This is a genomic window from Streptomyces sp. NPDC052101, from assembly GCF_040680235.1.
Lineage (GTDB): Bacteria > Actinomycetota > Actinomycetes > Streptomycetales > Streptomycetaceae > Streptomyces.
Genome location: NZ_JBFAWH010000004.1, coordinates 160,392 through 184,140 on the forward strand (window position 1 = coordinate 160,392; position 23,749 = coordinate 184,140).

At 71.9% G+C, this 23,749-nt stretch carries 19 protein-coding genes and 1 riboswitch; of the genes, 14 read left to right on the plus strand and 5 right to left on the minus strand.

The window, feature by feature from the left end; all coding sequences use genetic code 11:
* The first annotated feature begins 41 nt into the window (after positions 1 to 41).
* From AB0L75_RS10880 to AB0L75_RS10890, 3 genes are all read left to right on the plus strand, one after another.
* Positions 42 to 575 (plus strand): PadR family transcriptional regulator, encoded by a 534-nt coding sequence (locus AB0L75_RS10880; protein ID WP_365178458.1) that lies wholly within the window; start codon positions 42 to 44, stop codon positions 573 to 575.
* A 126-nt stretch (positions 576 to 701) separates the two neighbouring features.
* Positions 702 to 998 (plus strand): hypothetical protein, encoded by a 297-nt coding sequence (locus AB0L75_RS10885; RefSeq protein WP_365178461.1) that lies wholly within the window; start codon positions 702 to 704, stop codon positions 996 to 998.
* A 139-nt stretch (positions 999 to 1,137) separates the two neighbouring features.
* Positions 1,138 to 1,998 carry a hypothetical protein gene (locus tag AB0L75_RS10890; RefSeq protein WP_365178463.1) on the plus strand — a complete coding sequence of 287 codons (861 nt, stop codon included), beginning with the start codon at positions 1,138 to 1,140 and terminating at the stop codon, positions 1,996 to 1,998.
* Positions 1,999 to 2,176: 178 nt separating this feature from the next.
* Here AB0L75_RS10890 and AB0L75_RS10895 read toward each other — a convergent pair whose 3' ends face one another.
* Positions 2,177 to 2,359 (minus strand): hypothetical protein, encoded by a 183-nt coding sequence (locus AB0L75_RS10895; protein ID WP_365178466.1) that lies wholly within the window; start codon positions 2,357 to 2,359, stop codon positions 2,177 to 2,179.
* 290 nt (positions 2,360 to 2,649) lie between these two features.
* Between AB0L75_RS10895 and AB0L75_RS10900 the strand changes: the two genes are divergently transcribed.
* The 3 genes from AB0L75_RS10900 (at position 2,650) to AB0L75_RS10910 (ending at position 8,279) form a co-directional block, all read left to right on the plus strand.
* Positions 2,650 to 5,463 carry a DEAD/DEAH box helicase gene (locus AB0L75_RS10900; protein ID WP_365178469.1) on the plus strand — a complete coding sequence of 938 codons (2,814 nt, stop codon included), beginning with the start codon at positions 2,650 to 2,652 and terminating at the stop codon, positions 5,461 to 5,463.
* The gene (locus AB0L75_RS10905) at positions 5,460 to 6,806 is read left to right on the plus strand and encodes an SWF or SNF family helicase (RefSeq protein ID WP_365178471.1); all 1,347 of its coding nucleotides are present in this window, start codon (positions 5,460 to 5,462) and stop codon (positions 6,804 to 6,806) included. The genes AB0L75_RS10900 and AB0L75_RS10905 overlap by 4 nt, the downstream gene beginning before the upstream one ends.
* 132 nt (positions 6,807 to 6,938) lie before the next feature.
* A complete protein-coding gene (locus tag AB0L75_RS10910; protein WP_365178474.1) occupies positions 6,939 to 8,279 on the plus strand; it encodes an esterase-like activity of phytase family protein in 1,341 nt (446 codons plus the stop codon).
* 83 nt (positions 8,280 to 8,362) lie between these two features.
* On the opposite strand, the gene xylA is transcribed toward AB0L75_RS10910, so the two are convergent.
* Positions 8,363 to 9,529 (minus strand): xylose isomerase, encoded by a 1,167-nt coding sequence (xylA, locus tag AB0L75_RS10915; RefSeq protein WP_365178477.1) that lies wholly within the window; start codon positions 9,527 to 9,529, stop codon positions 8,363 to 8,365.
* A gap of 189 nt (positions 9,530 to 9,718) precedes the next feature.
* Here xylA and xylB point away from each other — a divergent pair, with 189 nt between their 5' ends.
* The 8 genes from xylB (at position 9,719) to AB0L75_RS10955 (ending at position 19,498) form a co-directional block, all read left to right on the plus strand.
* Positions 9,719 to 11,173 carry a xylulokinase gene (gene xylB, locus AB0L75_RS10920; RefSeq protein ID WP_365178479.1) on the plus strand — a complete coding sequence of 485 codons (1,455 nt, stop codon included), beginning with the start codon at positions 9,719 to 9,721 and terminating at the stop codon, positions 11,171 to 11,173.
* A 35-nt stretch (positions 11,174 to 11,208) separates the two neighbouring features.
* Positions 11,209 to 12,417 (plus strand): ROK family transcriptional regulator, encoded by a 1,209-nt coding sequence (locus AB0L75_RS10925; RefSeq protein ID WP_365178482.1) that lies wholly within the window; start codon positions 11,209 to 11,211, stop codon positions 12,415 to 12,417.
* 281 nt (positions 12,418 to 12,698) lie between these two features.
* Positions 12,699 to 14,183, plus strand: a complete 1,485-nt coding sequence (locus tag AB0L75_RS10930; protein ID WP_365178484.1) for an APC family permease — start codon at positions 12,699 to 12,701, stop codon at positions 14,181 to 14,183.
* Positions 14,184 to 14,365: 182 nt separating this feature from the next.
* Positions 14,366 to 15,379, plus strand: a complete 1,014-nt coding sequence (locus tag AB0L75_RS10935) for an acetamidase/formamidase family protein (RefSeq protein WP_365178487.1) — start codon at positions 14,366 to 14,368, stop codon at positions 15,377 to 15,379.
* Between the two features lie 188 nt (positions 15,380 to 15,567).
* Positions 15,568 to 16,161: an N-acetylmuramoyl-L-alanine amidase gene (locus AB0L75_RS10940; protein WP_365178490.1), complete on the plus strand. Its 594-nt coding sequence runs from the start codon at positions 15,568 to 15,570 to the stop codon at positions 16,159 to 16,161.
* 56 nt (positions 16,162 to 16,217) lie between these two features.
* Positions 16,218 to 17,537 (plus strand): GAF domain-containing protein, encoded by a 1,320-nt coding sequence (locus AB0L75_RS10945; RefSeq protein WP_365178493.1) that lies wholly within the window; start codon positions 16,218 to 16,220, stop codon positions 17,535 to 17,537.
* 56 nt (positions 17,538 to 17,593) lie between these two features.
* Positions 17,594 to 19,117 carry an aldehyde dehydrogenase gene (gene adh, locus AB0L75_RS10950; RefSeq protein ID WP_365178495.1) on the plus strand — a complete coding sequence of 508 codons (1,524 nt, stop codon included), beginning with the start codon at positions 17,594 to 17,596 and terminating at the stop codon, positions 19,115 to 19,117.
* 219 nt (positions 19,118 to 19,336) lie between these two features.
* Positions 19,337 to 19,498, plus strand: a complete 162-nt coding sequence (locus AB0L75_RS10955) for a hypothetical protein (protein WP_365178498.1) — start codon at positions 19,337 to 19,339, stop codon at positions 19,496 to 19,498.
* Positions 19,499 to 19,544: 46 nt separating this feature from the next.
* Here the strand turns inward: AB0L75_RS10955 and AB0L75_RS10960 are convergent, their stop codons facing one another.
* The 3 genes from AB0L75_RS10960 to AB0L75_RS10970 form a co-directional block, all read right to left on the minus strand.
* Positions 19,545 to 20,831, minus strand: a complete 1,287-nt coding sequence (locus AB0L75_RS10960) for a divalent metal cation transporter (protein WP_365178501.1) — start codon at positions 20,829 to 20,831, stop codon at positions 19,545 to 19,547.
* On the minus strand, positions 20,828 to 22,195 hold the full coding sequence (locus AB0L75_RS10965; RefSeq protein ID WP_365178504.1) for a CBS domain-containing protein: 1,368 nt from the start codon (positions 22,193 to 22,195) through the stop codon (positions 20,828 to 20,830). The genes AB0L75_RS10960 and AB0L75_RS10965 overlap by 4 nt, the downstream gene beginning before the upstream one ends.
* Positions 22,196 to 22,499: 304 nt before the next feature.
* Positions 22,500 to 22,674, minus strand: a riboswitch (M-box (ykoK) riboswitch).
* 474 nt (positions 22,675 to 23,148) lie between these two features.
* Positions 23,149 to 23,637 carry an aldo/keto reductase gene (locus AB0L75_RS10970; protein ID WP_365178506.1) on the minus strand — a complete coding sequence of 163 codons (489 nt, stop codon included), beginning with the start codon at positions 23,635 to 23,637 and terminating at the stop codon, positions 23,149 to 23,151.
* Positions 23,638 to 23,749 lie beyond the last annotated feature (112 nt).

Genomic DNA, 23,749 nt, shown 5'->3' on the forward strand with positions numbered 1-23,749 from the left:
CGAAGGTGCCGAGGTGCAGCGCCCTGAGCGAGAATGCCCTCGTGCTCGAACTCGCCATCCTCGGTTTCCTCTACGACTCCCCGCTGCACGGGTACGTCCTGCGCCGGCACATCGCGGCCCTCACCGGGCATGTGCACCCTGTCGCCGAAAGCACGCTGTACCCGGCGATCAAACGGCTGGAGAAGGCGGGCCTGCTGGTCCGGAACACCGAGCCGGGCGCGGTGGCGGCGCCGCGCCACATGCTGAGGCTGACCGACGAGGGCGGCGCCGAGCTGAAGCGCCGGCTGGCTCTGCCCGCGCAGCGCGAAATCACCGATGAGAACAGCTGGTTCACGCTGCTCGCGTTCCTACGGCACCTGGACGACCCCGCCGCCCAGGCGGCCGTACTGCGACGCCGGCTGGCCTTCCTGGAGGAACCGGCGAGCTTCTTCTACGACGGCGACCGGCCGCTGCGCGCCGAGGAGCTGGACGACCCGTTCCGGCGTGGTGTCCTCATCATCGCGCGTGCCACGAGCCGGGCCGAACTGGCCTGGCTGCGCGATACGCTCGCGGGACTCGACGGAGTCGGCCACTGACGTGCCCGGCGCGACGCAGGCGAGTCCGCGCGCGCCGCGCCTCTTCTGCCGCGGAACGCCCAACTCTACGTTGAATGACGGAAGACAAGCGATCGACGATGAACCGCCCGACGGAAGGTGATCCGTATGTTCGGCCAGATACGCAAGTACACCGCCAGACTCCGCGACTCCACGCACACGCAGCCGACGCAGACCCGGGAAAGGCGTGCACACAATTTGTTCGAAGCGGCGGCCACCTATGTCGTGGCGCGCGCGGAGGACGATCAGGACCAGATCGAGGAGGCGACGTCCTGGGTGTCGCCCGAGGCGCTGTCGTTCGGGGTGAGCGAACTGGCCTGCCGTGCCGTCGTCGCGTTGGCCCGGGAGCGCGACGAGTCGCCCGCGACGGTGGCCCGCGATCTCCTCGGGCTGCCCACGGAGTGAGGAAAGACCCCGCCACCTGTGGTCGTTTCGCCCCCGTCCAGGCGGAAACCTGCAGGTCCGCGTGGTGTGAGGAGTCGTGACAAGCGGCTTCCGCTCGCACTAGGGTGCGCGCCGTTGGACGAACCACTGGGAGGCAGGGATGGCCGGAACCGACGCTGAGGCCGTCGCCGCCGCGGACGATGCGCTGTATGTGCTGACGGCGGTGCTGCTGACGCCGGCGCAGTTTCCGAGCGTTCTGGGCGACGACTATCCGGAGGCGTGTGCGGCGCTGGGACTCGCACCCCTCGCCGACGGCTATGGACTGGTGCTGGGCCAGGACGGCGACGGCGCACGCTGGACGGTCGTCATCGACGACGTCTCGCTGGTCGCCGTGGCGATCGCGTCCTGGGACTGCGGCATGGAGTACGAGCTGTCGCCGGACGAGCGCGCGGTCGTGGCCGCCCTCCCGGGCTGGCCGCTGGCGGTCGCCGTCGCGGCTCCCGGCGTCCCCGCGCCGCACGATCCCGGTCCCGACGTGGCGGACCGGCCCGCGCTGAGCCCGCCGGACACCAGCTCCTGGGGGCCGGCCCAGCGCCGCCTGGGCGCCGACGAGATAGCGCTGCAATGGGCGGCGTGGCGGGAGCAGATCAACGACGAGGCATTCTCCACTCCGGACGGGGAGGAGAAGCCCGAGGGGCCGGATAAGGCCGAGCAGTCGTCGCCGGAGGGCGAGCAGGGCGCGCCGCAGAGCGGCCACCGCGGAGTCAGGCGAGTGCTCGCCGAGGCGCGCGCCTACGTCGACTCGCCGCCGCCGCTCGGCCGGGTGCGCTCGGCGTTCGCGCCGGGGGACGCCCGTACGCTGCGCGCCGACGGACCCGGCTGGTCGATCGTGGCCCGCACCGACGACATCGCCTTCGTCCTGCTCGACGAGGAGCCGGGCGAGGTCCTGCCGGTCGGCCGGGGCCCCGCGCTGCCGGGCCTGCTGGAGGCACTCGACAAGATGGCCGTACGCCCCATCTGAGGCTGCATGTCACCGGTGCGGCCATGGAGGCCCTGCCGCCCCGAGGCCAAGCCCGCACCCAGGCCAAGCGCGCCTCCAGAGGGCCGGACCAGCCCCCGAGACCGGTCCGCCCCTCAGCAGCCTCCGCAGCCCCCTTGTGGGGCGTCCGGCGCCCCCTCGGGGGCCGTCCGGCCTCCCCTCAGCGGCCGAGTTCCTTGCGGGTGGCCCTGCGCAACCTGCGCCGCTGCGAGGGGTCCAGCGCCAGATACGCGGCGACCGGAACTCCGACCACCACCAGGAACGCCACCCACCAGGGCAGCCAGATCAACAGGATCAGCCCGACCGCCACACCCCCGACGGCGATCTTCGCGTTCATGGACATGAACTCGCCTCCTCCACGGCCACTGCCGCTCTCTGCTCTGAGAACGCCCCTTCGGTCCCCATGGTTCCGGGAGCCGCGCGACCGTCGCGCTCTCCCCTCGCCCCGTCGAACAGATTGTGAAGTGGCCCGGATCACGAGGTCAGTATGCCGGGGTTGCTCACGAGGTGCTGTAGCCTCGGCGACTCCGACCCAAGTAGTCAAATTTGAGGAGTGCGGGCAGAGCTGTGCAGACCCTGACGACGGCGCCACCCTCCGAGCCCTACGAGCCCTCCGAACTTTCCCTCTGCCGCATGGTGTTCCTGCCGTCCGACCCTCCGCGTACGGGCCAGATCGCGTTCTGGCGCCCGGACGGCGAGGTCCCTCCCGCCGTCGCCGACGGATCACCGGCGGAATTGGACATCGTGATGCCCGCCGCGGACGGCGGCGTCGAGCCGGTCCGTACGCCCGCGCTGCTGCTGCCCGTGCACCGCGCTCTGCCGTTGCTCACCCGCGCGCGTGCGCTGCGGCAGGGGCACCGGTCGGCCGCCTTCTGGGCCGCCGCCTGCCAACTGGCCCTGCACTTCCTGGCGCGTGGCCTGCTGCTGCCGGGGCTCTCCCCCGACCATCACGACGCCTGGCGGGTGGACCCGCTGTCCGCTCGGGACACGGAGCTGGTCCGCGAACTCGCCGCCGCCATGCCCCCGGAGGCCCACGCGATACCCCTAATGACCGAAGGGCCGCCTCGGCTGCCGGACCCGGAGCGGCTGCTGCGCGCTTTCCTGGACGCGGTCGCCGACGCACTCCCGCGCTCCCCCGCGGCCCCGTCGGTGACCGGTGGTCCCGCGTACGCGGCGCCCGAGCCGCAGCGGTTGCCCGCCCTGCGGACGTGGGCCGACGCCATCGCCGCCGGCCAGGACGCCGGTGTGCGACTGTCGCTCCGTGTGGAGGTCTGCGGGCTCGACGACGCCGCGCAGCAGGATGACGCTCCCGTCCGGTTCCGTGCGGTGCTGCAGGTCCACGGCGTGAGCGGGGGGCCGGACGTACTCGACGCCGCCGCCCTGTGGTCCGGTACCGGAGCCGCACCCGAAACGGTCGGTCCACGCGCGCGTGCCGACGCGTTGCTGGCGCTGCGCGGCTCCGCGCGCGCCTGGCCACCCTTGACACCGCTGCTCTCCGCCGCCGTACCCGACTCGGTGGATCTGGCCGACGACGAGATCGCCGACCTGCTGGGCGAGGGCACTCGGGCTCTGGCCACGGCGGGGGTGGACGTGCACTGGCCGAAGGATCTGTCGCACGGCCTCACGACACACGCGACCGTCGGCCCGCCGGACGACGGTACGGTCGCCCCGACGACTGCCGCGGCACCCTCGTCACTGCCTGCTTCGGACGCCACGGTCGCCCTCAGCTGGTGGTTCGCGCTGGGCGGGCGGGAGTTGTCGCGGACGGAGCTGGACCGGGTCGCGGAGGCCAAGCGTCCCCTCGTGCGGCTGCGCGACGGATGGGTGCTGGTCGACCCGCGGCAGGCCGATCGCGCCCGGACCCGTGAAGATCGCGCACTCGCCCCCGTCGAGGCGCTGGCCGCCGCCCTGACGGGCTCGGCGGAGGTCGACGGTCACCAGGTGGACGTACGTTCGTCGGGGTGGCTGGACCGGCTCCGGGATCGGCTCACGGACACCGGGACGGCACGCACCGTCGGGCAGCCACCCGGGCTGGCCGCCACCCTGCGCGAGTATCAACTCCAGGGCCTCGACTGGCTGGCCCGCATGACCTCCCTCGGCCTCGGCGGCTGTCTGGCCGACGACATGGGCCTCGGCAAGACGGTCACGCTGATCGCACTGCATCTGCACCGGCAGACGGACGCCTCGGCCGCCGGTCCCACACTCGTCGTCTGCCCTGCCTCCCTGCTCGGCAACTGGCAGCGCGAGATCGAGCGGTTCGCTCCCGGTGTGCCGGTGCGCAGGTTCCACGGACCCGGGCGCGCTCTGGAGTCCGTCGGGGAGCGGGAGTTCGTCCTGACGACGTACGGCACGATGCGCCTGGACTCCGAGCGGCTCGCCGCACAGCCCTGGGGCATGGTCGTCGCCGATGAGGCGCAGCATGTGAAGAACCCCTACTCGGCGACCGCGCGGGCGCTGCGTTCCATCGGCGCACGCGCGCGCGTGGCGCTCACCGGCACCCCGGTCGAGAACAACCTCACCGAACTGTGGGCCATCCTCGACTGGACGACTCCGGGCCTGCTGGGCCGGCTCGGCACCTTCCGCGCGCGCTACGCGCAGCCGGTCGAGGGCGGCCTCGACCCCGCCGCGGCACAGCGGCTCGCACGGCTCGTCCGGCCGTTCCTGCTGCGACGGCGCAAGTCGGACCCCGGTATCGCTCCCGAGCTGCCACCGAAGACCGAGAGCGATCGCCCGGTGTCCCTGACGTCCGAACAGGCGGGACTGTACGAGGCGCTGGTCCGCGAGACGCTGGGCCGGGTCGCGGCAGCCGATGCCATGGCCCGCCGGGGCCTGATCGTGCAGTTGCTGACCGGGCTGAAGCAGATCTGCAATCACCCGGCTCAGTTCCTCAAGGAGGACGAGCCGCGGCTCATCGGACGCTCGGGCAAGCTGGAGCTGCTCGACGAACTCCTCGGCACGATCCTCGCCGAGGGTTCAGGCGTGCTCGTGTTCACCCAGTACGTGCGCATGGCCCGCCTGCTGGAACGGCATCTGGCAGCACGCGGGGTGCCTTCGCTGCTGCTGCACGGCGGGACCCCGGTCACCGTGCGCGAGGACCTGGTACAGCGCTTCCAGGACGGCGAGGCACCGGTGTTCCTGCTGTCCTTGAAGGCCGCAGGGACGGGCCTGAACCTCACCCGGGCCGAGCATGTCGTGCACTACGACCGCTGGTGGAATCCGGCGGTCGAGGCCCAGGCCACCGATCGTGCGTACCGCATCGGGCAGACCCGCCCGGTGCAGGTGCACCGGCTGATCGCCGAGGGCACCCTGGAGGACCGTATCGCGGACCTGCTCGGCCGCAAACGGGAGTTGGCGGAAGCGGTGCTCGGGACGAGCGAGGCAGCGCTGACGGAACTGACGGACGCGGAACTGGCCGCGCTGGTGGAACTGCGCGGGGAGGCACGATGAGCCATTACGACGACGAGCAGGGCCGTGCGGCGGAGCGCACGTTCGCCGCGTCACCACCCGCGCGCGGGCGCGCGTTCGCGCAGAGCTGGTGGGGTCGCGCATGGCTGCAGGCCCTGGAGGACGCCGCGCTGGACGGTGCCGCGGTCAGGGCGGGCCGCCGGCTCGCCCGCGCGGGAGGTGTGGGAGCGGTGACGGTGCGGCCGGGCCGGGTCACCGCCGTCGTACGCGGCCCCGGCGGCGCGGCCCACCGGGCCGACGTCCTCGTGCCGGAGCTGTCCGCGGAGGAGTGGGGACGGTTGCTGGACGTGACCGTGGAGCAGGCCGGGCACCTGGCCGCGCTGCTCGACGGGGAGCTGCCGCCGCATCTGATCGAGGACGCCGCGGTCGGCGGTATCGCGCTTCTGCCGGGCCCCGGAGATCTGGAGCCCGAGTGCGACTGCGGAGCATGGGACCACTGCGGGCACACCGCCGCGCTGTGCCACCAGGTGGCGCGACTGCTGGATGAAGATCCGTTTCTGCTTCTGCTGCTGCGCGGGCGCACGAAGGACGCGTTCCTGGCGGAACTGCATCTGCGCAGTACGACGTCCCGCACGGCGCCCTCCGCATCCGAGGCCGTGGGCGTGGACGCGGCAGAGGTGTGGGCGGCCGGGGACATCCTGCCTCCGCTGCCGGAGCTGCCCGGACTCCCCCAGGCGCAGGGCACGCCGCCGTCCTTCGCCGGGACGGCACCGGCGCCCGGCATCGATCCCTGGGCACTGGAGCACCTGGCGGGCCGCACCGCCGCAGAGGCGTACCGGCTCCTTGTGGAGATCCTCCGCCCGGGTCCGGAGGCCCTCGGATCGAAGCCGGAGATGCTCCGCCCCGGTCGGGAGGCTGTATGGCCGGATCCCTGGCACGGCGCTGCTCTCACGGCCGCCCAGGACTCCGTGCGACTCGCGTGTGGAGCGCCCTCCGACGCCGTCACCGGGCGGCTCGCCGAGGAGTCGGGCCGCGGCCGCACCGGGTTGGCGACGGCTGTGCGCGCCTGGTGTGCCGGAGGGACGGCGGCGCTGGCCGTGCTCGACGAGGAGTGGCCGGTGGAGGGTTTGGTGCTCGCACGCGCGCGTGCCGCACTCGAAGCGGCCTGGGAGGCGGACGAGCGGCCGCCGTTCCACAACAGCGGCAACCGGTGGACCGTCCCCGGCGAAGGTGTCCAGCTGCGCCTCGGCCGGGACGGCCGGTGGTGGCCGTATCGCGACGAGGCCGGCCGCTGGGTCCCCGCGGGCGGGCCCGGCCATGATCCGGCGACAGCGCTGGCCGCGGCACGGCCCTGCGCCGATTCGGAGGCCGCAGAGGAGTTCTGACGTGCCGCCATCATGACATCTCCGCGATCCGATGAACGGCCGACGCCGGCCGTTCATCCCGCGGTCGTGCGGTGTTCCTCCTAGAACCCAAATGTGGCCGCTGTCAACGAAATTGTCCCCCAGGAGGCACCGATGTCCCCGCACTCCGCCGGCCGGCGCCGCGTCCGCCGTTGCGTCGCGACGGGCCTGCCGCTGGCCCTGGCCGCCGCCCTCGTAGCCGCGGGCACGGCCGCGGCGGCACCGTCCCAGGGCGCCCGTGTGATCCGCACGGCGACGCTCGGCGACATCCCGCTCGGCGCGTTCAGCAACGCTCTGCTGCCCGGCAGCGTCGACGACGACCACGAGGTGAAGCTCGGCGGTATCGGCAGTGACATCTATCCGGCGGGTCGCAAGGGCGAGTTCTGGACGGTGTCCGACCGCGGCCCCAACGGGCAGATCAAGGTGGACGGCACGAAGCGCCGTACGTTCCCGGTGCCGGGCTTCGACCCCGTGATCGTGAAGATCCGGGTCTCCGGGGACACGGTCGACGTCCTCGACGCGATCCCGTTGACCACCTCGTCCGGAAAGGCCGTCACCGGGCTGCCCGACCAGAAGGGCCGCGACGAGGCGCCGTACACCTACGACGCGAAGACGCCGCTGTCGTACAACCCGAACGGCCTGGACACCGAGGGCATCGTTCGGGCCGCGGACGGGACCTTCTGGCTGGTCGACGAGTACGGCCCGTCACTCGTGCACGTCTCCGCGCGCGGGCAGGTGCTCACCCGGTACGTGCCCAAGGGGCTCGGCCTGACGGGTGCCGACTACCCGGTGGTGGAGGCACTGCCGTCGATCTTCCTGCACTGCAAGATCAACCGGGGCTTCGAGGGGCTGGCACAGCTTCCCGACGGGGACCTGGTGCTAGCCCTGCAGAGCCCGCTGTCGCTGCCGGACACGGACGCCGGGAACGCCTCGCGCACCACGCGGCTGCTGCGCTTCTCGCCGCGCGAGAAGGCCGTCACCGACGAGTACGCCTACCGGTTCGACCCGGTGAACGTGGTCGACCCCGGCGAGGACGACACGTCCGAGCTGAAGATCTCCTCCGTGACGGCCGTTGGCGGTGACCGGCTGCTCGTCGAGGAGCGGACGGACAAGGCGGCCCGGCTGCAACTGGTCCGTCTGGGGCGCGAGTCGAGCATTCTGGGCGGCCCCTGGGACGACGATGCGACCTCGCCGTCCCTGGAGCAGCTGGACGATCCGGCAGCCGCCGGCGTGCCCGTCCTGGCCAAGCGGCTCGTGGTCGACCTCAACAAGGTCGACGGGGTGCAGCAGAAGATCGAGGGCATCGCGCGCGTGAACCACGACACGCTCGCCCTCATCAACGACAACGACTTCGGGATGACGGACGGCGCGGGCGCGTTCGACGCGCAGGGCCGACTTGTCGACAGCGGCATCAAGACGACCGTCACGTACGTCCGGCTGTCCGAGGGACTGTGACGCCCCTGAACTCTTCAGTCCGGAAAGCGGACTGAAGGAGGGCCGGGCCGGCGGCGGGCGCCGCACCCCGGCTCTCCGCGCGTTCAGCCCCGCGCCCCCAGCAGGTGGTCCATCGCGAGCTGGTCGAGACGCTCGAACGCCATGCCGCGCGCGGCCGCCGCGTCGGCGTCGAAGTCCTCGAAGGAGGCGTGGTCGTCGAGCAGGGCCTGCAGGCCGTCGGCCGCGGTCGGCTGCGCCAGCTGGTCCAGCCGCGAGGCGCGCAGCGCCTCCTGCACCTCCGGGTCGGCACGGAAGGCCGCCGAACGCTCCTTGAGGATGAGGTAGTTGCGCATGCAGCCGGCCGCCGAAGCCCAGACGCCGTCGAGATCCTCGGTCCGCGGCGGCTTGAAGTCGAAGTGGCGCGGCCCTTCGTAGCCGGCGCTCTCCAGAAGGTCGACCAGCCAGAACGCCGCCCGCAGGTCCCCGGCGCCGAACCGCAGGTCCTGGTCGTACTTGATGCCGGACTGGCCGTTGAGGTCGATGTGGAAGAGCTTGCCCGCCCAGAGGGCCTGCGCGATGCCGTGCGGGAAGTTCAGGCCGGCCATCTGCTCGTGGCCCACCTCCGGATTGACCCCGTACAGCTCGGGGCGTTCCAGGCGCTCGATGAAGGCCAGCGCGTGGCCGACGGTGGGCAGCAGGATGTCGCCGCGCGGCTCGTTCGGCTTGGGCTCGATGGCGAAGCGGAGGTCGTAGCCCTGGGAGGTGACGTACTCGCCGAGCAGGTCGAAGGCCTCCTTCATGCGGTCGAGGGCGGCGCGTACGTCCTTGGCGGCGCCGGACTCGGCTCCTTCACGGCCGCCCCAGGCGACGTACGTCCTCGCGCCCAGTTCGACCGCCAGGTCGATGTTGCGGATCGTCTTGCGCAGCGCGTATCGGCGTACGTCGCGGTCGTTGGCGGTGAACGCGCCGTCCTTGAAGACGGGGTGCGTGAAGAGGTTCGTGGTGGCCATGGGGACGGTCATGCCGGTCGCGTCCAGGGCCTGACGGAACCGCTTGATGTGCGACTCGCGCTCGGCGTCCGAGGATCCGAAGGGGATCAGGTCGTCGTCGTGGAAGGTCACCCCGTAGGCGCCCAGCTCGGCCAGGCGCCGCACCGTCTCGACCGGGTCGAGGGCGCGGCGGGTGGCGTCGCCGAACGGGTCCCTTCCCTGCCAGCCGACGGTCCACAGGCCGAAGGTGAACCTGTCCTCGGGGGTGGGCTGGTAGCTCATGCCACGGCTCCTTGCTGCGTATGACTATTTCGCCACGGCCATTTCGTCATGGCCGTTTACAAATTAGTATGCGGGCGCACCGCTGGGAAGAGAGCAAGATGTCTTTGTCCCGCGGAGTCGCAGAACGTCGCAGAGTGTCGCGGCAGGTCGCGCAATGTCGCGGAGCGTCGCGGAAAGAGGGAGAGCCCGATGTCAGCAGCCGAGGGTCCGCTCGTCGTCGGCGTGGACACATCCACCCAGTCCACGAAGGCGCTGGTCGTCGACGCGGCCACCGGCCAGGTGGTGGCCTGCGGCCAGGCGCCGCACACCGTGTCCACCGGCGCTGGCCGCGAGAGCGATCCGCGTCAGTGGTGGGACGCGCTGTGCGAGGCGTTGCGCCAGTGCGGTGACGCGGCGCACGAGGCCGCGGCGGTGTCCATCGGCGGCCAGCAGCACGGCCTGGTCACCCTGGACGAGCGGGGCGATCCGGTGCGTCCGGCGCTGTTGTGGAACGACGTCCGCTCGGCGCCGCAGGCCCGCCGGCTGGTGGAGGAGCTGGGCGGGCCGAAGGCCTGGGCGGAGCGCACCGGCAGCGTGCCCGGCGCGTCGTTCACGGTCTCGAAATGGGCGTGGCTCGCCGAGCACGAGCCGGAGTCGGTCCGCGCGACCAAGGCGGTACGGCTCCCCCACGACTACCTCACCGAGCGCCTGACCGGGCAGGGCACGACCGACCGCGGCGACGCCTCCGGCACCGGCTGGTGGGCCTCCGGGACGGAGGCGTACGACGCGGAGACGCTCGCGCACGTCGGTCTCGACCCGGCGCTGCTGCCGCGGGTGGTGCGGCCGGGCGAGGTGGCCGGCACCGTGCGCGACAGCCACGACCTGCCGTTCTCCAAGGGCACCCTGGTCGCCCCCGGCACCGGCGACAACGCGGCGGCGGCCCTGGGACTCGGCCTGCGGCCCGGCACCCCGGTGCTCAGCCTCGGCACCTCCGGCACGGTGTACGCCGTCTCCCGGCACCGCCCGGCCGATCCGACCGGCACGGTGGCGGGGTTCGCCGATGCGCACGGCGACTGGCTGCCCCTGGCCTGCACCCTGAACTGCACGCTCGCCGTGGACCGCGTCGCGGCGCTCATGGGCCTGGACCGGGAGGCGGTGGAGCCCGACGGCTCGGTGACCCTGCTGCCGTACCTGGACGGCGAGCGCACGCCGAACCTGCCGCACGCCTCGGGCCTGCTGCACGGCCTGCGCCACGACACGACCGCCGGGCAACTGCTGCAGGCCGCGTACGACGGCGCCGTACACGCGCTGCTCGGCGCGCTCGACCTGGTCCTGGACGAGGACGCGGACCGCAGCACCCCACTGATGCTGATCGGCGGCGGGGCGCGCGGGACGGCCTGGCAGCAGACGGTACGGCGGCTGTCGGGGCGGCCGGTGCAGGTCCCGGAGGCCAGGGAACTGGTCGCCCTCGGGGCCGCGGCCCAGGCCGCCGGCCTGCTGACCGGCGAGGACCCGGCCGCGGTCGCCCGCCGCTGGCACACGGCCGCGGGCCCGGTGCTGGACGCCGTGGAGCGGGACCAGGAGACCCTGGAGCGGATCACCGGGGTACTCTCCGACGCGGCCCCGCTGCTGGAGCGGGGGACGGACACCGCGCCGCGCGGATGACACCGGGCGGCAGACACCGAGGACTGACTTCAGGCATGACCGCACCGCTGCACGAGGCCCGTCCGCCGGGCGCCGGCCGCGCCCTGCCGGACACCCAGCAGGGCATGCGCCGGCGCAACCTGGCCCGTGTGCTGCACGCCGTCAGCGCCGCGGGCTCGCTGTCACGGGCCGCGGTCGCCTCGCGCATCGGGCTGACGCGGGCAGCGGTGTCGACGCTGGTGGACGAGCTGATCCGGTGGGGGCTGCTGGAGGAACTGGGCCCGGAGCGGCCGGGCCGGGTGGGCCGGCCCGGGTCGGCGCTCGCGGTGAGCGGCCGCGGTCCGTCCGGGATCGGGGCCGAGATCGGCGTCGACCATCTCGCGGTGTGCGCGGTCGACCTGCGCGGCGCGGTCCGTGCGCGGGCCGTGCGGTACGTGGCGAACCGGGGCCGGGCTCCCGGACCGGTGGTCGGGGGGCTGACCGAGCTGATACGCCGGGTCGTCGAAGAGGCGGAGCGGGAGGCGCTGTGGCCCGCCGGGCTCGCGGTCGCCGTGCCCGGTCTCGTGGCGCGGGACGGCCGTACCGTCGTCCGCGCCCCGAACCTGGACTGGCGGGACACCGACCTCGGCGCCCTCCTGCCCGGCGACTGGCCGCTGACCGTGGACAACGAGGCCAACTTCGGTGCGCTCGCGGAGTTGTGGCTCGGTGACGCCACCCCGCGTGACTTCCTGCATGTCTCGGCCGAGATCGGCATCGGCGCGGCGGTCGTCGTGGACGGCGGGCTGCTGCGCGGCACCCGTGGCTTCGCGGGCGAGCTGGGCCACATGCCCGTGCGGCCGGACGGTCCGCCCTGTGCCTGCGGCGGCCGGGGCTGCCTCGAACAGTACGCGGGCGAGGAGGCGGTGCTGCGCGCGGCCGGGCTGGAGCCGCGCGAAGACCTGGTGGGCCTGCTCGCGGAGCGGGCCGAACAGGGCGACGGGAGCGTACGGGCGGCCCTGCGGGACGCCGGCACGGCACTCGGTATCGCCCTGACCGGGGCGGTGAATCTCCTCGACCCCGAAACGGTGGTCCTCGGCGGCGCCCTGGCCGGCCTCTCCCCCTGGCTGCTGCCGTCCCTCGAAACGGAACTGACGGGCCGCACTGCGGGCCCGCCCTGCCCGGTGGCGGTGTCCCGACTGGGCCCGGAAGGCCCCCTGCTCGGCGCGGCGCACTCGGTCGTCCGAGGCGTACTGGACGATCCGGCGATGGTGGCGGATCGATCCTGACGTCCACCGCGGGTGGTGACTGCAGGCGGGAGGGTCTGCCGCTGTGACGGGCCGATGACGGTCCCTGTTCACCCGATCGGGTGGCGGGATTTTCCACAGGTGGGGGCTTCTCCACGGAACCGGTGCGGGCTCTTCTGCGCAACCCGCCTGCGCCGTACCGTGATTCTCGCGAAGCACAGCCGACGGATCGTCAAGGTCGGCTGACGCAGGACGGCTGGCGGTACTGACGGTATTTCACACGCATCGGGTGGCAGCGGGCTGACAGGCATCGGGGGACACGCATGCACAAGGAGACAACCGGGGCGCTGCGGCGCGACGCCGTCGGATTACGCGAGGTGCTGTTCCAGAGCGTCACCGCGATGGCGCCGGCCGCCGCGGTCGCCGCGTCGATTCCGGCCGGTGCCGCCTTCGCGGGCGGCAGCCTGCCGCTGGCGGTACTGATCGCCCTGGTGGCCTGTCTGTTCACCGCGTCCTGCGTGGCCGAGCTGGCACGGGAGCTGCCCGCGGCGGGCTCGGTGGCCACGTACGCGGCCCGCGGCCTGCATCCGGCCGTCGGCTTTCTCGTCGGCTGGGGTTACGTCTTCGTGGAGATGCTGGTCCCACCGCTGCTGCTCCTGCAGCTGGGCTTCACGGCGGCGGGCACGCTGCACGAGGAGTGGTCCTCGTATCCGGCGGATCTGTGGTGGCCGTGGTCCCTGGTGGGCGCCGTTGTGATCGCCATCGCCGGATACCTGGGTGTCCGTGCCTCAGCCCGCTTCGGCACCGTCCTCGGCGTCTTCGAGATCCTCGTCTTCCTGGTGTTCGCGGTGCTGCTCATCGGCAAGGCGGGCGGCTCCAACACCCTGTCGGTGTTCGGCACTTCGCACACCGCCGACGGGTACGCCGGGATCAGCGGGGTGTTCGCCGGGTCGGTGTACACAGTGCTGGCGTTCGCCGGGTTCGAGGCGGCCGCGCCACTCGCCGAGGAGACACGCGACCCCCGGCGGACGATGCGGCGCGCGGTCCTCGGAGCGGCCCTGGGCATCGGCCTGTTCTATGTGATCACGACCTATGCGATGACTGTCTACTTCGGCCCGGACCGGTTCGCGAAGTTCGGCGCCTCCGGCGAGGCCTCCTGGGACGGCGTCGCCCGCGTCTCCTTCGGCCTCTTCTGGGTGCTGGTCTTCCTGGCGGTGATCAACTCCACGATCGCCAACTCCAACGCGTGCGCCACCGTCTCGACCCGTACGGCCTTCGCGCTGGCCCGCATCCGGGTCCTTCCCCATCTGCTCGCCACACTCCACCCCCGGCACCGCTCCCCCGTGGCCGGTATCGCGCTGCAGACCCTCGTGGCGGTCGGGGCGATGCTGGGGCTCGGCTTCGGCTACGACCCGGTGACCGCGTTCCTGCTGCTCGCCACGGTGATCGTCACGGTTGTCGTCGGTGTCTACATCGTGGTGAACCTCGCCTGCGCCGGCTACTTCCTGCGGGCAGGCCGGGCCACCTTCAAGCCGCTGCGACATCTGCTCTTCCCGGTGCTCGGCACAGTGGCCTTCGTCCCGGCCCTGCTGACGGCCGCCGGCCTTCCGGTGTTCGACTTCGTGACCGAACTGACGGCCCCGGTGTCCTACGCCGGCCCCGTCGTCGGTGTCTGGATGGTGGGCGGCGTGGTCGTCCTGCTCGTGCTGATACGGCGTCACCCCGAGCGCATAGCCGAGACCGCGCGGGTGCACCTCGACGCGTACGACCCGAGCGGCCACCCGCAGGACGGAACGGTGCCGCGCTGACGTGCCCCCTGCCCCGCCTACGGCCTCCCCGCCGACCCACCGATGCCCCGGCGCTGAACCAGGCCGCCGACCCGCCGGCACTCTGCGGCTGAACCACCCCGCCGCAAGTCCGCCGGCTCGGAGAATCCGCGGCTGCGGTGCCCCGTCCCACGACCGCCTCGCCAGAAGGGACCACCTCGACGATGACCGACCCCCGGATCCTCACCGTGCGCCCGGAACCGGACGGATACGCCTGGACGTTCGGTGGTGCGCCGCCCGTGGCGCGGATCGCGCCCGGCACGGTGCTCGACCTGTACACGGAGGACTGCTTCGCCGGGCGGGTGCGCTCCGAGAAGGACCTCGTCTCCGAGGTCTGCGAGTTCCCGTTCCTCAATCCGCAGACCGGCCCCTTCCACATCGAGGGCGCGGAGCCGGGCGACACCGTGGCCGTGCACTTCGTGTCCATCGAACCGGCCCGTGACTGGGCGGCGTCGACGACGGTCCCGCTCTTCGGCGCGCTCACCTCCACGCACACCACGGCCACGCTGCAGCCCCCGCTGCCGGAGCGCGTCTGGATCTGGCAGCTGGACCGCGCGCGCCGTACCGCCCTGTTCCAAGCACAGGACAGCGACATCGAGGTGGAGCTGCCCATGGATCCCATGCACGGCACGGTGGGCGTGGCCCCCGCCAATCTGGAGGTGCGCTCGGCCCTGGTCCCGGACGCGCACGGCGGGAACATGGACACGCCCGAGATGCGGGCCGGCGTCACCTGCTATCTGGGCGTCAACGTCGAGGGTGCCCTGCTCAGCCTCGGCGACGGGCACGCCCGGCAGGGCGAGGGCGAGACCTGCGGTGTGGCCGTGGAGTGCGCGATGAACACCGTGGTGGTCGTGGACCTCCTCAAGGAGGTCGCCACGCCGTGGCCCCGGCTGGAGTCGGACACCCACATCATCTCGACCGGTTCGGCCCGCCCGCTGGAGGACGCGTTCCGGATATCTCAGCTCGACCTGGTGCAGTGGCTGGTGCGCGACTACGGGTTCAGTGCGCCGGACGCGTACCAGTTCGCAACCCAGGCGGTCGAATCACCGTTGGCCAACGTGTGCGACACGAACTACACGTGCGTGGCCAAGCTCCGCAAGGAGTGGCTGCCGGCACGCGAGACATACCGCGGCGTGCACGCCCGGCTGCGGGAGACGGCGCGAGCACTGCGCGGCTGACGCCGACCGACCCTTGAGGCCCCCGACTCCCCTGACCCACGGCTCCGGTCACCCACGACTCCTGACGTCATCGATTCCCGTCACCCCCACGACTTCTGACGCCCCCACACCTCGAAAGGCACCCGCCGATGGACATGGACCCGGCCGGCCGCCCGGCACAGCCAAGAGAGTCGGCACAAGCGGCGAGCATGGCTCAGCCTCGGCTGAGCAGACGACGGCTGCTGAAGGGTGCGGCGCTCGCCGCCGTCCCGTACGCACTGCTCACCGACCCCCGAGCCGATGCGCAGTCCACCCCCGTCGACTACCCGCCGGCCGAGTGGCGGCCGGCGAACACCGCCAACTACACCGCGTCCGACCGCCCTGACAGCTACGCCATCGACCGCGTGGTCATTCACGTCACGCAGGAGACGTACGCCAACACGCTGGCGGTCTTCGCCAACCCGGAGAAGAGCGTGTCCGCGCACTATCTGGTCCGGTCGGCGGACGGGCACGTGGCGCAGTGCGTGCACGAGGCCGACATCGCCTGGCACGCGGGCAACTGGGACTACAACACCCGCAGCATCGGCATCGAACACGAAGGATGGGTGGACCGCCCGTCCTACTTCACCAACGCCCTCTACGAACACTCGGCCAAGCTCACGGCGGCGATCTGCGCCAAGCACGGCATCCCGAAGGACAGGGAGCACATCATCGGCCACTACGAGGTGCCCGGCACCGATCACACCGATCCGGGCCCGTACTGGAACTGGGTCCGGTACCTGAGACTGGTCAACTTCGCCTAGCGGGAAGACGATGGTCGCAGCACCGACAGCACCGTTGCACGGTCCGGGAGGCCGAGTTGACCGATCCGTGGGTGGCCCTGGAGCCCGGGGCCGACCCCGCCGAGCGGGTCCGTGTGCTGCGCCGGGCGCACGAGACGTTCACCAGGGTGGGTACGGTGCCGCGCCCGGTGCGGTCGGTGGTGGCGGAGTCGTGGCGGCGCAGTGCACGGGCCGGTGTCGGGCCGGACGGCACGGCCAGTGTCGAGCTGACCGACGACGACCTCGGCGCGTACCGGGCGGAGCATCCGCTGGCCAGGGTGATGCCGCTGTTCCGGGAGCTGATGGGCACGTTCGCCGCCGACGGCGAGCATCTGCTGGCGGTGTGCGACGCGCACGGCAGGCTGCTGTGGGTCGAGGGACACCGGGCGACCCGGCGGCGGGCGGACGGCATGAATTTCGTGCCGGGGGCGCGCTGGTCGGAGAGCGCGGTCGGCACCAACGCGCCGGGGACGGCGGTCGCCGTGGACCGCCCGGTGCAGGTGTTCGCCGCGGAACACTTCATCCGGCGGGTCCAGCCGTGGACCTGCGCGGCGGCGCCGGTGCACGATCCGCGCACCGGCCGGGTGCTGGGTGCCGTGGACATCACCGGCGGAGACGGGCTGGCGCATCCGCACAGCCTCGGTTTCGTGCAGGCGGTGGCGCGGGCGGCGGAGGCCCAGCTCGCGCTGCTCGCACCGCCGCGGACAGCTCCGGACACGCCGCTGCTCGGCGCACTGGGCCGGGACGAGGCCGAGCTGATCCTGGACGGCCGCCGGGTCCGGCTCAGCCGCCGGCACAGCGAGATCCTCGTGCTGCTCGCCCGGCATCCCGAGGGCCTGACCGGGGACGAGCTGCTGTGCGCGCTGTACGCGGACGAGTCGGTGACGCCGGTGACCCTGCGCGCCGAACTGGCCCGGCTGCGCAGGGCGTTGGGGGCGGGACTACTCGCCTCGCGGCCGTACCGGCTCACCGCCGCGGTCGAGTCGGACGTCACGGTGGTGGAGCGGCGGCTGCGAGCCGGGGCGGTCACGGCGGCGGCGGAGGCGTACAACGGTCCGCTGCTGCCCGGTTCACAGGCGCCCGCGATCGTACGGCTGCGGGACCGGCTCGCCGACGGGCTGCGGACGGCGCTGATCGCGCAACGTGATCCGGATCTGCTGGCGGACTGGGCGCACGCACCCTGGGGCGAGGACGACCTCGCGGTGTGGCGGGCGCTCGCCGCGGTGCGCCCCGCGGCGCCGGTGCGGGCTCGGCTCGCCGCACTGGAGGCCGAGCTGACGGCACCAGCCGGCCGGGGACGGGGGCAGAGGCGGGGAAGGACCGGTGGCGCAACGTACTTGCAACGTCCGCCCGCCTAGCCTCGCGGCGACCGCTGCCCGACGGCGGGCAGCGCTGCACCGGGAGGCAGACAGGCATGACTCGTTACGCGGCGCCGGGCACCGAAGGCGCGATCGTCTCCTACCAGGCGCGCTACGACCACTTCATCGGCGGTGCGTATGTCCCGCCGGTGCGCGGGCAGTACTTCGAGAATCCGTCGCCGGTCAACGGACAGCCGTTCACCGAGATCGCGCGCGGCACCGCGGAGGACGTCGAGCGGGCGCTGGACGCGGCGCACGGGGCCGCGCCCGCGTGGGGCCGTACGCCGGCGGCGGAGCGCGGCGACATCCTGCTGAAGATCGCCGACCGTATGGCGGCCCATCTGGAGCCGCTGGCGGTGGCCGAGAGCTGGGAGAACGGCAAGCCGGTCCGGGAGACGCTGGCGGCCGACATCCCGCTGGCGATCGACCACTTCCGCTACTTCGCGGGGGCGATCCGGGCCCAGGAGGGGTCGCTCGCCGAGATCGACGACGACACGGTGGCGTACCACTTCCACGAGCCGCTCGGGGTCGTCGCGCAGATCATCCCGTGGAACTTCCCGATCCTGATGGCGGCGTGGAAGCTGGCGCCGGCGCTGGCCGCGGGCAACGCGGTCGTCCTCAAGCCCGCCGAGCAGACCCCGGCGTCCATCCACTACTGGGTCAGCCTGATCGCGGACCTGCTGCCGCCGGGCGTGCTGAACATCGTCAACGGCTTCGGCGTGGAGGCGGGCAAGCCGCTGGCGTCGAGTCCGCGGGTGGCGAAGGTGGCGTTCACCGGGGAGACCACCACCGGGCGGCTGATCATGCAGTACGCCTCGGAGAACATCAAGCCCGTCACCCTGGAACTCGGCGGCAAGTCGCCGAACATCTTCTTCGACGACGTGTGGGCGCGCGACGACGAGTTCCGGGACAAGGCGCTCGAGGGCTTCACCATGTTCGCGCTCAACCAGGGCGAGGTCTGCACCTGCCCGTCCCGGGCACTGATCCAGCGCGGCCACTACGCGGACTTCCTGGCGGCGGCGGTCGCCCGTACTCAGCAGATCAAGCCGGGACACCCGCTCGACACCGACACGATGATCGGCGCCCAGGCCTCCAACGACCAGCTGGAGAAGATCCTCTCCTACCTGGACATCGGCCGTCAGGAGGGCGCGAAGGTGCTCACGGGTGGTGAGCGCATCCAGTACGACGGCGAGCTGAAGGGCGGGTACTACGTCCAGCCGACGATCTTCGAGGGCGACAACCGCATGCGGATCTTCCAGGAGGAGATCTTCGGCCCGGTCGTCTCGGTGGCTTCCTTCGACGACTTCGACGACGCCATCAAGATCGCCAACGACACGCTGTACGGCCTCGGCGCGGGCGTGTGGACCCGGGACGCCAACACGGCCTACCGCGCGGGCCGCGCCATCCAGGCGGGCCGCGTGTGGACCAACTGCTATCACGCCTACCCGGCGCACGCGGCGTTCGGCGGCTACAAGCAGTCCGGGATCGGCCGCGAAACACACAAGATGATGCTGGAGCACTACCAGCAGACCAAGAACCTCTTGGTGTCGTACTCGCCGAAGAAGTTGGGCTTCTTCTAGAGGCCGAGAAAGGGCGCCTGACCTGGGGCTTTTCTCGTCAGGCGCCTGTCACTCGCCTTACTCAGCGCGAGGCCCGGTCTACGTCGTAACTCCCAGTTCCTCCCACCCGCATGCCGCTCCTGACCAGCACTTCCGGACCAGTCACGGACCAAAACCCCCAGTTACCCAGCAGGTGCCGCGTCCACCGGCCTCTGGTGGGCGGACCCGGCCGCCGGGTACGTGTTGGTCTACAAATGGACCGACGCGGGGGACATCGACAAGTCCCCCGACGCGGCGGCTCTGGAGTACGCCCCGGACACGGCACTCGAAGTCATTCCCCACCTGGTGATGGAGGGCCTGCACCAGAGGCCGGTGCTGCTCTCCGAGCCGCTCATCCTGTAGACCGCCAGGGCAGCCGCAGTGGGCACTGATGGACCCTTGGGCGGCGTCACGCCAGGCCGAACCAGTCGAGCACCGTCTGGACCAGCAAGATGGTGGACATGGCGGCGACGCCGACCACCACGGCGGTGGCGGCGATGCGGTAGCGCGGACTGTTGGCGGCTTCACCGAGGACGGAGCGGCGGTTGGTGAGGACGAGCAGGTAGACCAGGACGATGGGGCTGATCAGGCCCTGGAGGACCTGGGTGCCGATGAGGAGCTGGATGACGTCGACCGGAGTCATCGCCACTGCGGCACCGAGGATGATCTGGGCGGTGAACAGGCCCAGGAACAGTGGGGCGTCGCGGAAGCTGCGGGAGACCGAGCGCTCCACGCCGGCCGCCTCCCCTATGGCGTAGCTGGCCGACAGCGGGACAACAGCACCAGCCAGGGCGGAGGCTCCGATCAGACCGAACGCGAAAAGCAGTTCGGCGTTCTGGCCGGCGACCGGCTTGAGGGCCTCGGCCGCCTGGGCGGCGGAATCCAGCGGGCCCGTGCCGCCGATGGCGGAGGCCGTGGCGATGATGATCGTCAAGCTGATGACGCAGGCGAACACCGCGCCGAGGATGGCGTCGGCCCGGATGAGGGGGTAGTCGGCAGGCTTGGCGCCCCGGTCGACGACGCCTGCGGCGGCGTAGAACTGCATGTACGGGCTGACGGTGGTGCCGATCAGGGCGACCGCCAGCAGGATGAAGCTCTTGTTCGGCTCCATGTGGGGGACGACGAGGTGGTGGCCGACGGCGCCCCAGTCGGGGTGGCCGAGGATCATCGCGATGGGGTAGGCGAAGAACGCCAGCGACATGATCAGGAAGATGCGCTCGGCCCAGTGGTAGGAGCCGAACAACACCAACGCCCACAGGAGGATCGCCGCCGGCGGAATCACCGCCCACTTGGGGATGCCCAGCAGCTCGAACGCCGCGCCTATACCCGCGAACTCGCTCACCACCAGGCCGGTGTTGGCCAGCAGCAGACAGAAGACGGCCAGTGCGGTCAGGCGGAGGCTGAACTGTTCACGGATCAGGGCGCCGAGTCCCTTACCGGTGTGGGCGCCGAGGCGGACGGCCATCTCCTGCACCATCACCAGGGCGATGGTGACCAGGACCATGAAGAACAGGGTGCCGTAGGTGAACTGGGAGCCGGCCGAGGCGTAGGTGGCGATGCCGGCGGCGTCGTTGCCCGCGTTCGCGGCGACCAGGCCGGGGCCCGCGATCGCCGCGACCATGGTGATGCGCCGCCAACCGGTACGGCGAGCCGGCGCCGCCTGGGCCGGAGCGACGGTGTCCAGGTCGTGGGTCACTGCAGGAACCTCCGGAAGTGCAGGCGCCCGCGCTCGGGCAGCATCGCGTCGAGCAGGTCGTCGGCCAGGATCCGGCCGAGGGGCCGGTCGGTGTCGTCGACCACCAGAAGGGAAGAGGCGCGGGCGGCGACCAACTGGTCGGCGGCCTCGGCCAGCGGGGTGTCCGCATGGATGGTGACGGGCGGGCCGAACTGGGCCAGCCACGCCACCAGGTCGGCCACCAGGGACGTGTCCTCGGCCACCGCCAGGTCGAACAAACCGACATCGCACAGCAGTTGGTCCTGCTCGTCGACGACGGCGACGGCGTCGATCTCGGTGCGGTGCTCGGCCTGTTCGGCCAGCCGGCCCCGTACCTCGGCGACGGTCTCGTCCCGGCGAGCGGTGAGCAGCAGGGTGGTCATGGCACCGCCCGCCGTGCCCTCCCGGTGCCTCAGCAGACGGCGCAGCTCCGCCGCCTCTCCCTTCGGCATCCGTGTCAGCAGAGCCTCACGCTCCTCACGGGTGAGGTCCCGCAGGGCATCGGTGGCCTCGTCCGGCTCCATCTCGTCGACCAGCCGGGCGGCGTGGTCGGGTGCGGCCTCACGCAGAAGATTCTCCAACTCGGCCGGTTCCATCTCCTCCAGCGCGTCGGCAGCCTGCTCCGGCTCCAGCCAGCCCAGCAGCTGCTGCCGCTCACTGCGACCGAGGTCTTCGAGAATGTCCGCCAGATCGGACGGACGCAGCCGCTGCAGTACGGTCCGGGAGGCGCGCAGCCGCACCTCCGCCGGTCCGTCGGTGGCCTGCTCGCCGAACGGTGCGACCGCCTGCCAGTCCAGCACGCGCTCCGGGGTCGGCCGGGCCTGCCAGCGGCGCGGGCCGAGCCGGCGCAGCAACGTGGGCAGGGAGACGTCGACGCCGACCAGGACCACCTTGTCGACGAGCGGTGCCAGGTACAGGTCGGCGGCCCGGGTGACCTGCACGCCGTCCACGTCGACGAGCTGGTGGTCGAGGACGTCCCTGGCGAGCAGCACCTCCCCCGGGCGCCGGGAGAAGTCCCGCATGTCGATCCGCGCGGTGCGCAGCCGTACCTGCCCGGCGTGCACCTTGCCGATGGCGTCCGACGCGAGGAAGGTACGTCGCCGCCCGATCCGCAGGATCAGTCCGGTGACCGGCGGGTACGACTCCTCGCCGTACAGCCGGGCGACCACGTCGACGACACGGCCGACCTCCTCGCCGGACTGATTGGTGACCGACCCACCGACCAGTCCGGCCAGCGAGACCAGGGACGTACGGACGGCTTTGGAGGTGGTGGCGCGGCGCTCCAGGGTGACCCTGCGGTCGCGCAGACGGGCCGAGGTGGACATGAGCAGAGTGTTGACGGACAAGATGAACACCCCCTTGCCCCGGCTTGACGGGGCACCGGGCGGCCACGACAGCGCACGCGCCCTGCACCGGACCCGGCGCCAGGGCACACGGGGGCCCGACTCTCCGGGCAGGCCCACGACGGGGGGCCTGGCGGGGTCAGGTCAGTGGAAGAGAACGAGCTGCCTCAGGCCACGGAGGGACAGCGAGGACAACGCGGAGAGGGGCCGACTATGGCCCGGACTACTGTCCATACTCGCCTCCTCCCGGTCCCGGCCGTGCTCACGACGTCACGGCCATGCGGCAAGGGCAGCCGGGAAGAGACCCGACGCACCCCAACTCGTCAGAGCTTTGGCACTCCACGGCGTGTCCCCGCACCTGCGGGGAAGCCACTTGGGGTCACCCCTTGGGCCGGGGAGACCTGTCCTGATCCGGAGCGTCTCTCGACGGGTGGGATCAGTGGCCTGTGTCCGTGAAGACGCCTCACCGAACGAGGTGTCTCATCAAAACCGCGTCAACGATACGCCCCCGCCGCCCGGCCCTCCCAATCCATGACCGGCGCTTGACCTCGCGACTACGGGACCGTGACCGTCGCCGCTTCCGCCGCGGTGGCGGCAAGGGCCTGATTGTGCCCCCACTCCACCCAATCCCAACCCCGACGACCTCAAGCCGTTCCTCCGCGGATGGAGCCCGTACGGAGCCCGCTCGTAGAACGTGCGTAGCGTGCGTAACGTGCGTCGAATATGCGTCGAGATATCGCCCGTAACGCCCACAGCGAACATAATGCACCCTGGGCGAAACTGCAGTTCAGCGACCCTTCTCAGCAGGCTCAAGGCTCGCGACGCACTCAGCGTGCTGCGTCATCGGGAACACGTGGAGACAGCGCCGAGCGGAGCAGGGCAGGCGTCAATGGCCGGTGTGGTACCGCGAGCGTCGAGGACGCCGCCCAGGCGTTCGGCATGTCGAGATCCAAGGGCTACGACCTTGTGCGTCGCGGGAAGTCCCCATGCCGCGTGCTGCTGATCGGCCGCGCCGCCCGCGTCGTCACCACCTCGCTCCTCCGCGTACTCCGCCGGCAGGATCCCCGCTCCAGGCCGCGGGTCCACAGCGAGTACTCGCTCTGCAGCACAGCGACCGGGGCGACGGCACAGGCGCGGCGCAGTGTTCCGGCGCTGACCTCCGGCAGACCGAGGTAGCGCACCTTGCCTGCGGCCACCAGCTCGGCCACACCGTCCATGGTCTCCGCCACCGGCACATCCGGGTTGCGGCGGTGCAGGTGGAACAGGTCGATGTGATCTACGCCCAGGCGTCGCAACGACGCCTCGCAGGCGCACCGGGCATACCCAGGGGTCGAGTCGACGCGCCGCGCACGCGGGTTGGCCTCGCTGTGTACGACGCCGAACTTCGTGGCGAGGAACACCTCGTCCCACCGGCCCTCGACCCACCCACCCCACCAACTGCTCATCGGCGGTGCAGCCTCCGCCGCCCAATCTGCCCCATACGCCTCGTCCCCTCGAGGGGCGAAGCCGCTGGTGGCGGTTGAGCCGGACCGCTGGGAGCCGGGTTCGAGGTGGCGT

What these genes read in the sequence shown, in the direction of transcription:
- AB0L75_RS10900 (WP_365178469.1), top strand. Translation starts at nt 2,650, where the DNA reads ATGGTGTTCCTGCCGTCCGACCCTCCGCGTACGGGCCAGATCGCGTTC.
- AB0L75_RS10925 (WP_365178482.1), top strand. Translation starts at nt 11,209, where the DNA reads ATGACCGCACCGCTGCACGAGGCCCGTCCGCCGGGCGCCGGCCGCGCC.
- AB0L75_RS10895 (WP_365178466.1), bottom strand. Translation starts at nt 2,359, where the DNA reads ATGTCCATGAACGCGAAGATCGCCGTCGGGGGTGTGGCGGTCGGGCTG.
- AB0L75_RS10890 (WP_365178463.1), top strand. Translation starts at nt 1,138, where the DNA reads ATGGCCGGAACCGACGCTGAGGCCGTCGCCGCCGCGGACGATGCGCTG.
- xylA (WP_365178477.1), bottom strand. Translation starts at nt 9,529, where the DNA reads ATGAGCTACCAGCCCACCCCCGAGGACAGGTTCACCTTCGGCCTGTGG.
- AB0L75_RS10910 (WP_365178474.1), top strand. Translation starts at nt 6,939, where the DNA reads ATGTCCCCGCACTCCGCCGGCCGGCGCCGCGTCCGCCGTTGCGTCGCG.
- xylB (WP_365178479.1), top strand. Translation starts at nt 9,719, where the DNA reads ATGTCAGCAGCCGAGGGTCCGCTCGTCGTCGGCGTGGACACATCCACC.
- AB0L75_RS10970 (WP_365178506.1), bottom strand. Translation starts at nt 23,637, where the DNA reads ATGAGCAGTTGGTGGGGTGGGTGGGTCGAGGGCCGGTGGGACGAGGTG.
- AB0L75_RS10905 (WP_365178471.1), top strand. Translation starts at nt 5,460, where the DNA reads ATGAGCCATTACGACGACGAGCAGGGCCGTGCGGCGGAGCGCACGTTC.
- AB0L75_RS10885 (WP_365178461.1), top strand. Translation starts at nt 702, where the DNA reads ATGTTCGGCCAGATACGCAAGTACACCGCCAGACTCCGCGACTCCACG.
- AB0L75_RS10930 (WP_365178484.1), top strand. Translation starts at nt 12,699, where the DNA reads ATGCACAAGGAGACAACCGGGGCGCTGCGGCGCGACGCCGTCGGATTA.
- AB0L75_RS10935 (WP_365178487.1), top strand. Translation starts at nt 14,366, where the DNA reads ATGACCGACCCCCGGATCCTCACCGTGCGCCCGGAACCGGACGGATAC.
- adh (WP_365178495.1), top strand. Translation starts at nt 17,594, where the DNA reads ATGACTCGTTACGCGGCGCCGGGCACCGAAGGCGCGATCGTCTCCTAC.
- AB0L75_RS10940 (WP_365178490.1), top strand. Translation starts at nt 15,568, where the DNA reads ATGGCTCAGCCTCGGCTGAGCAGACGACGGCTGCTGAAGGGTGCGGCG.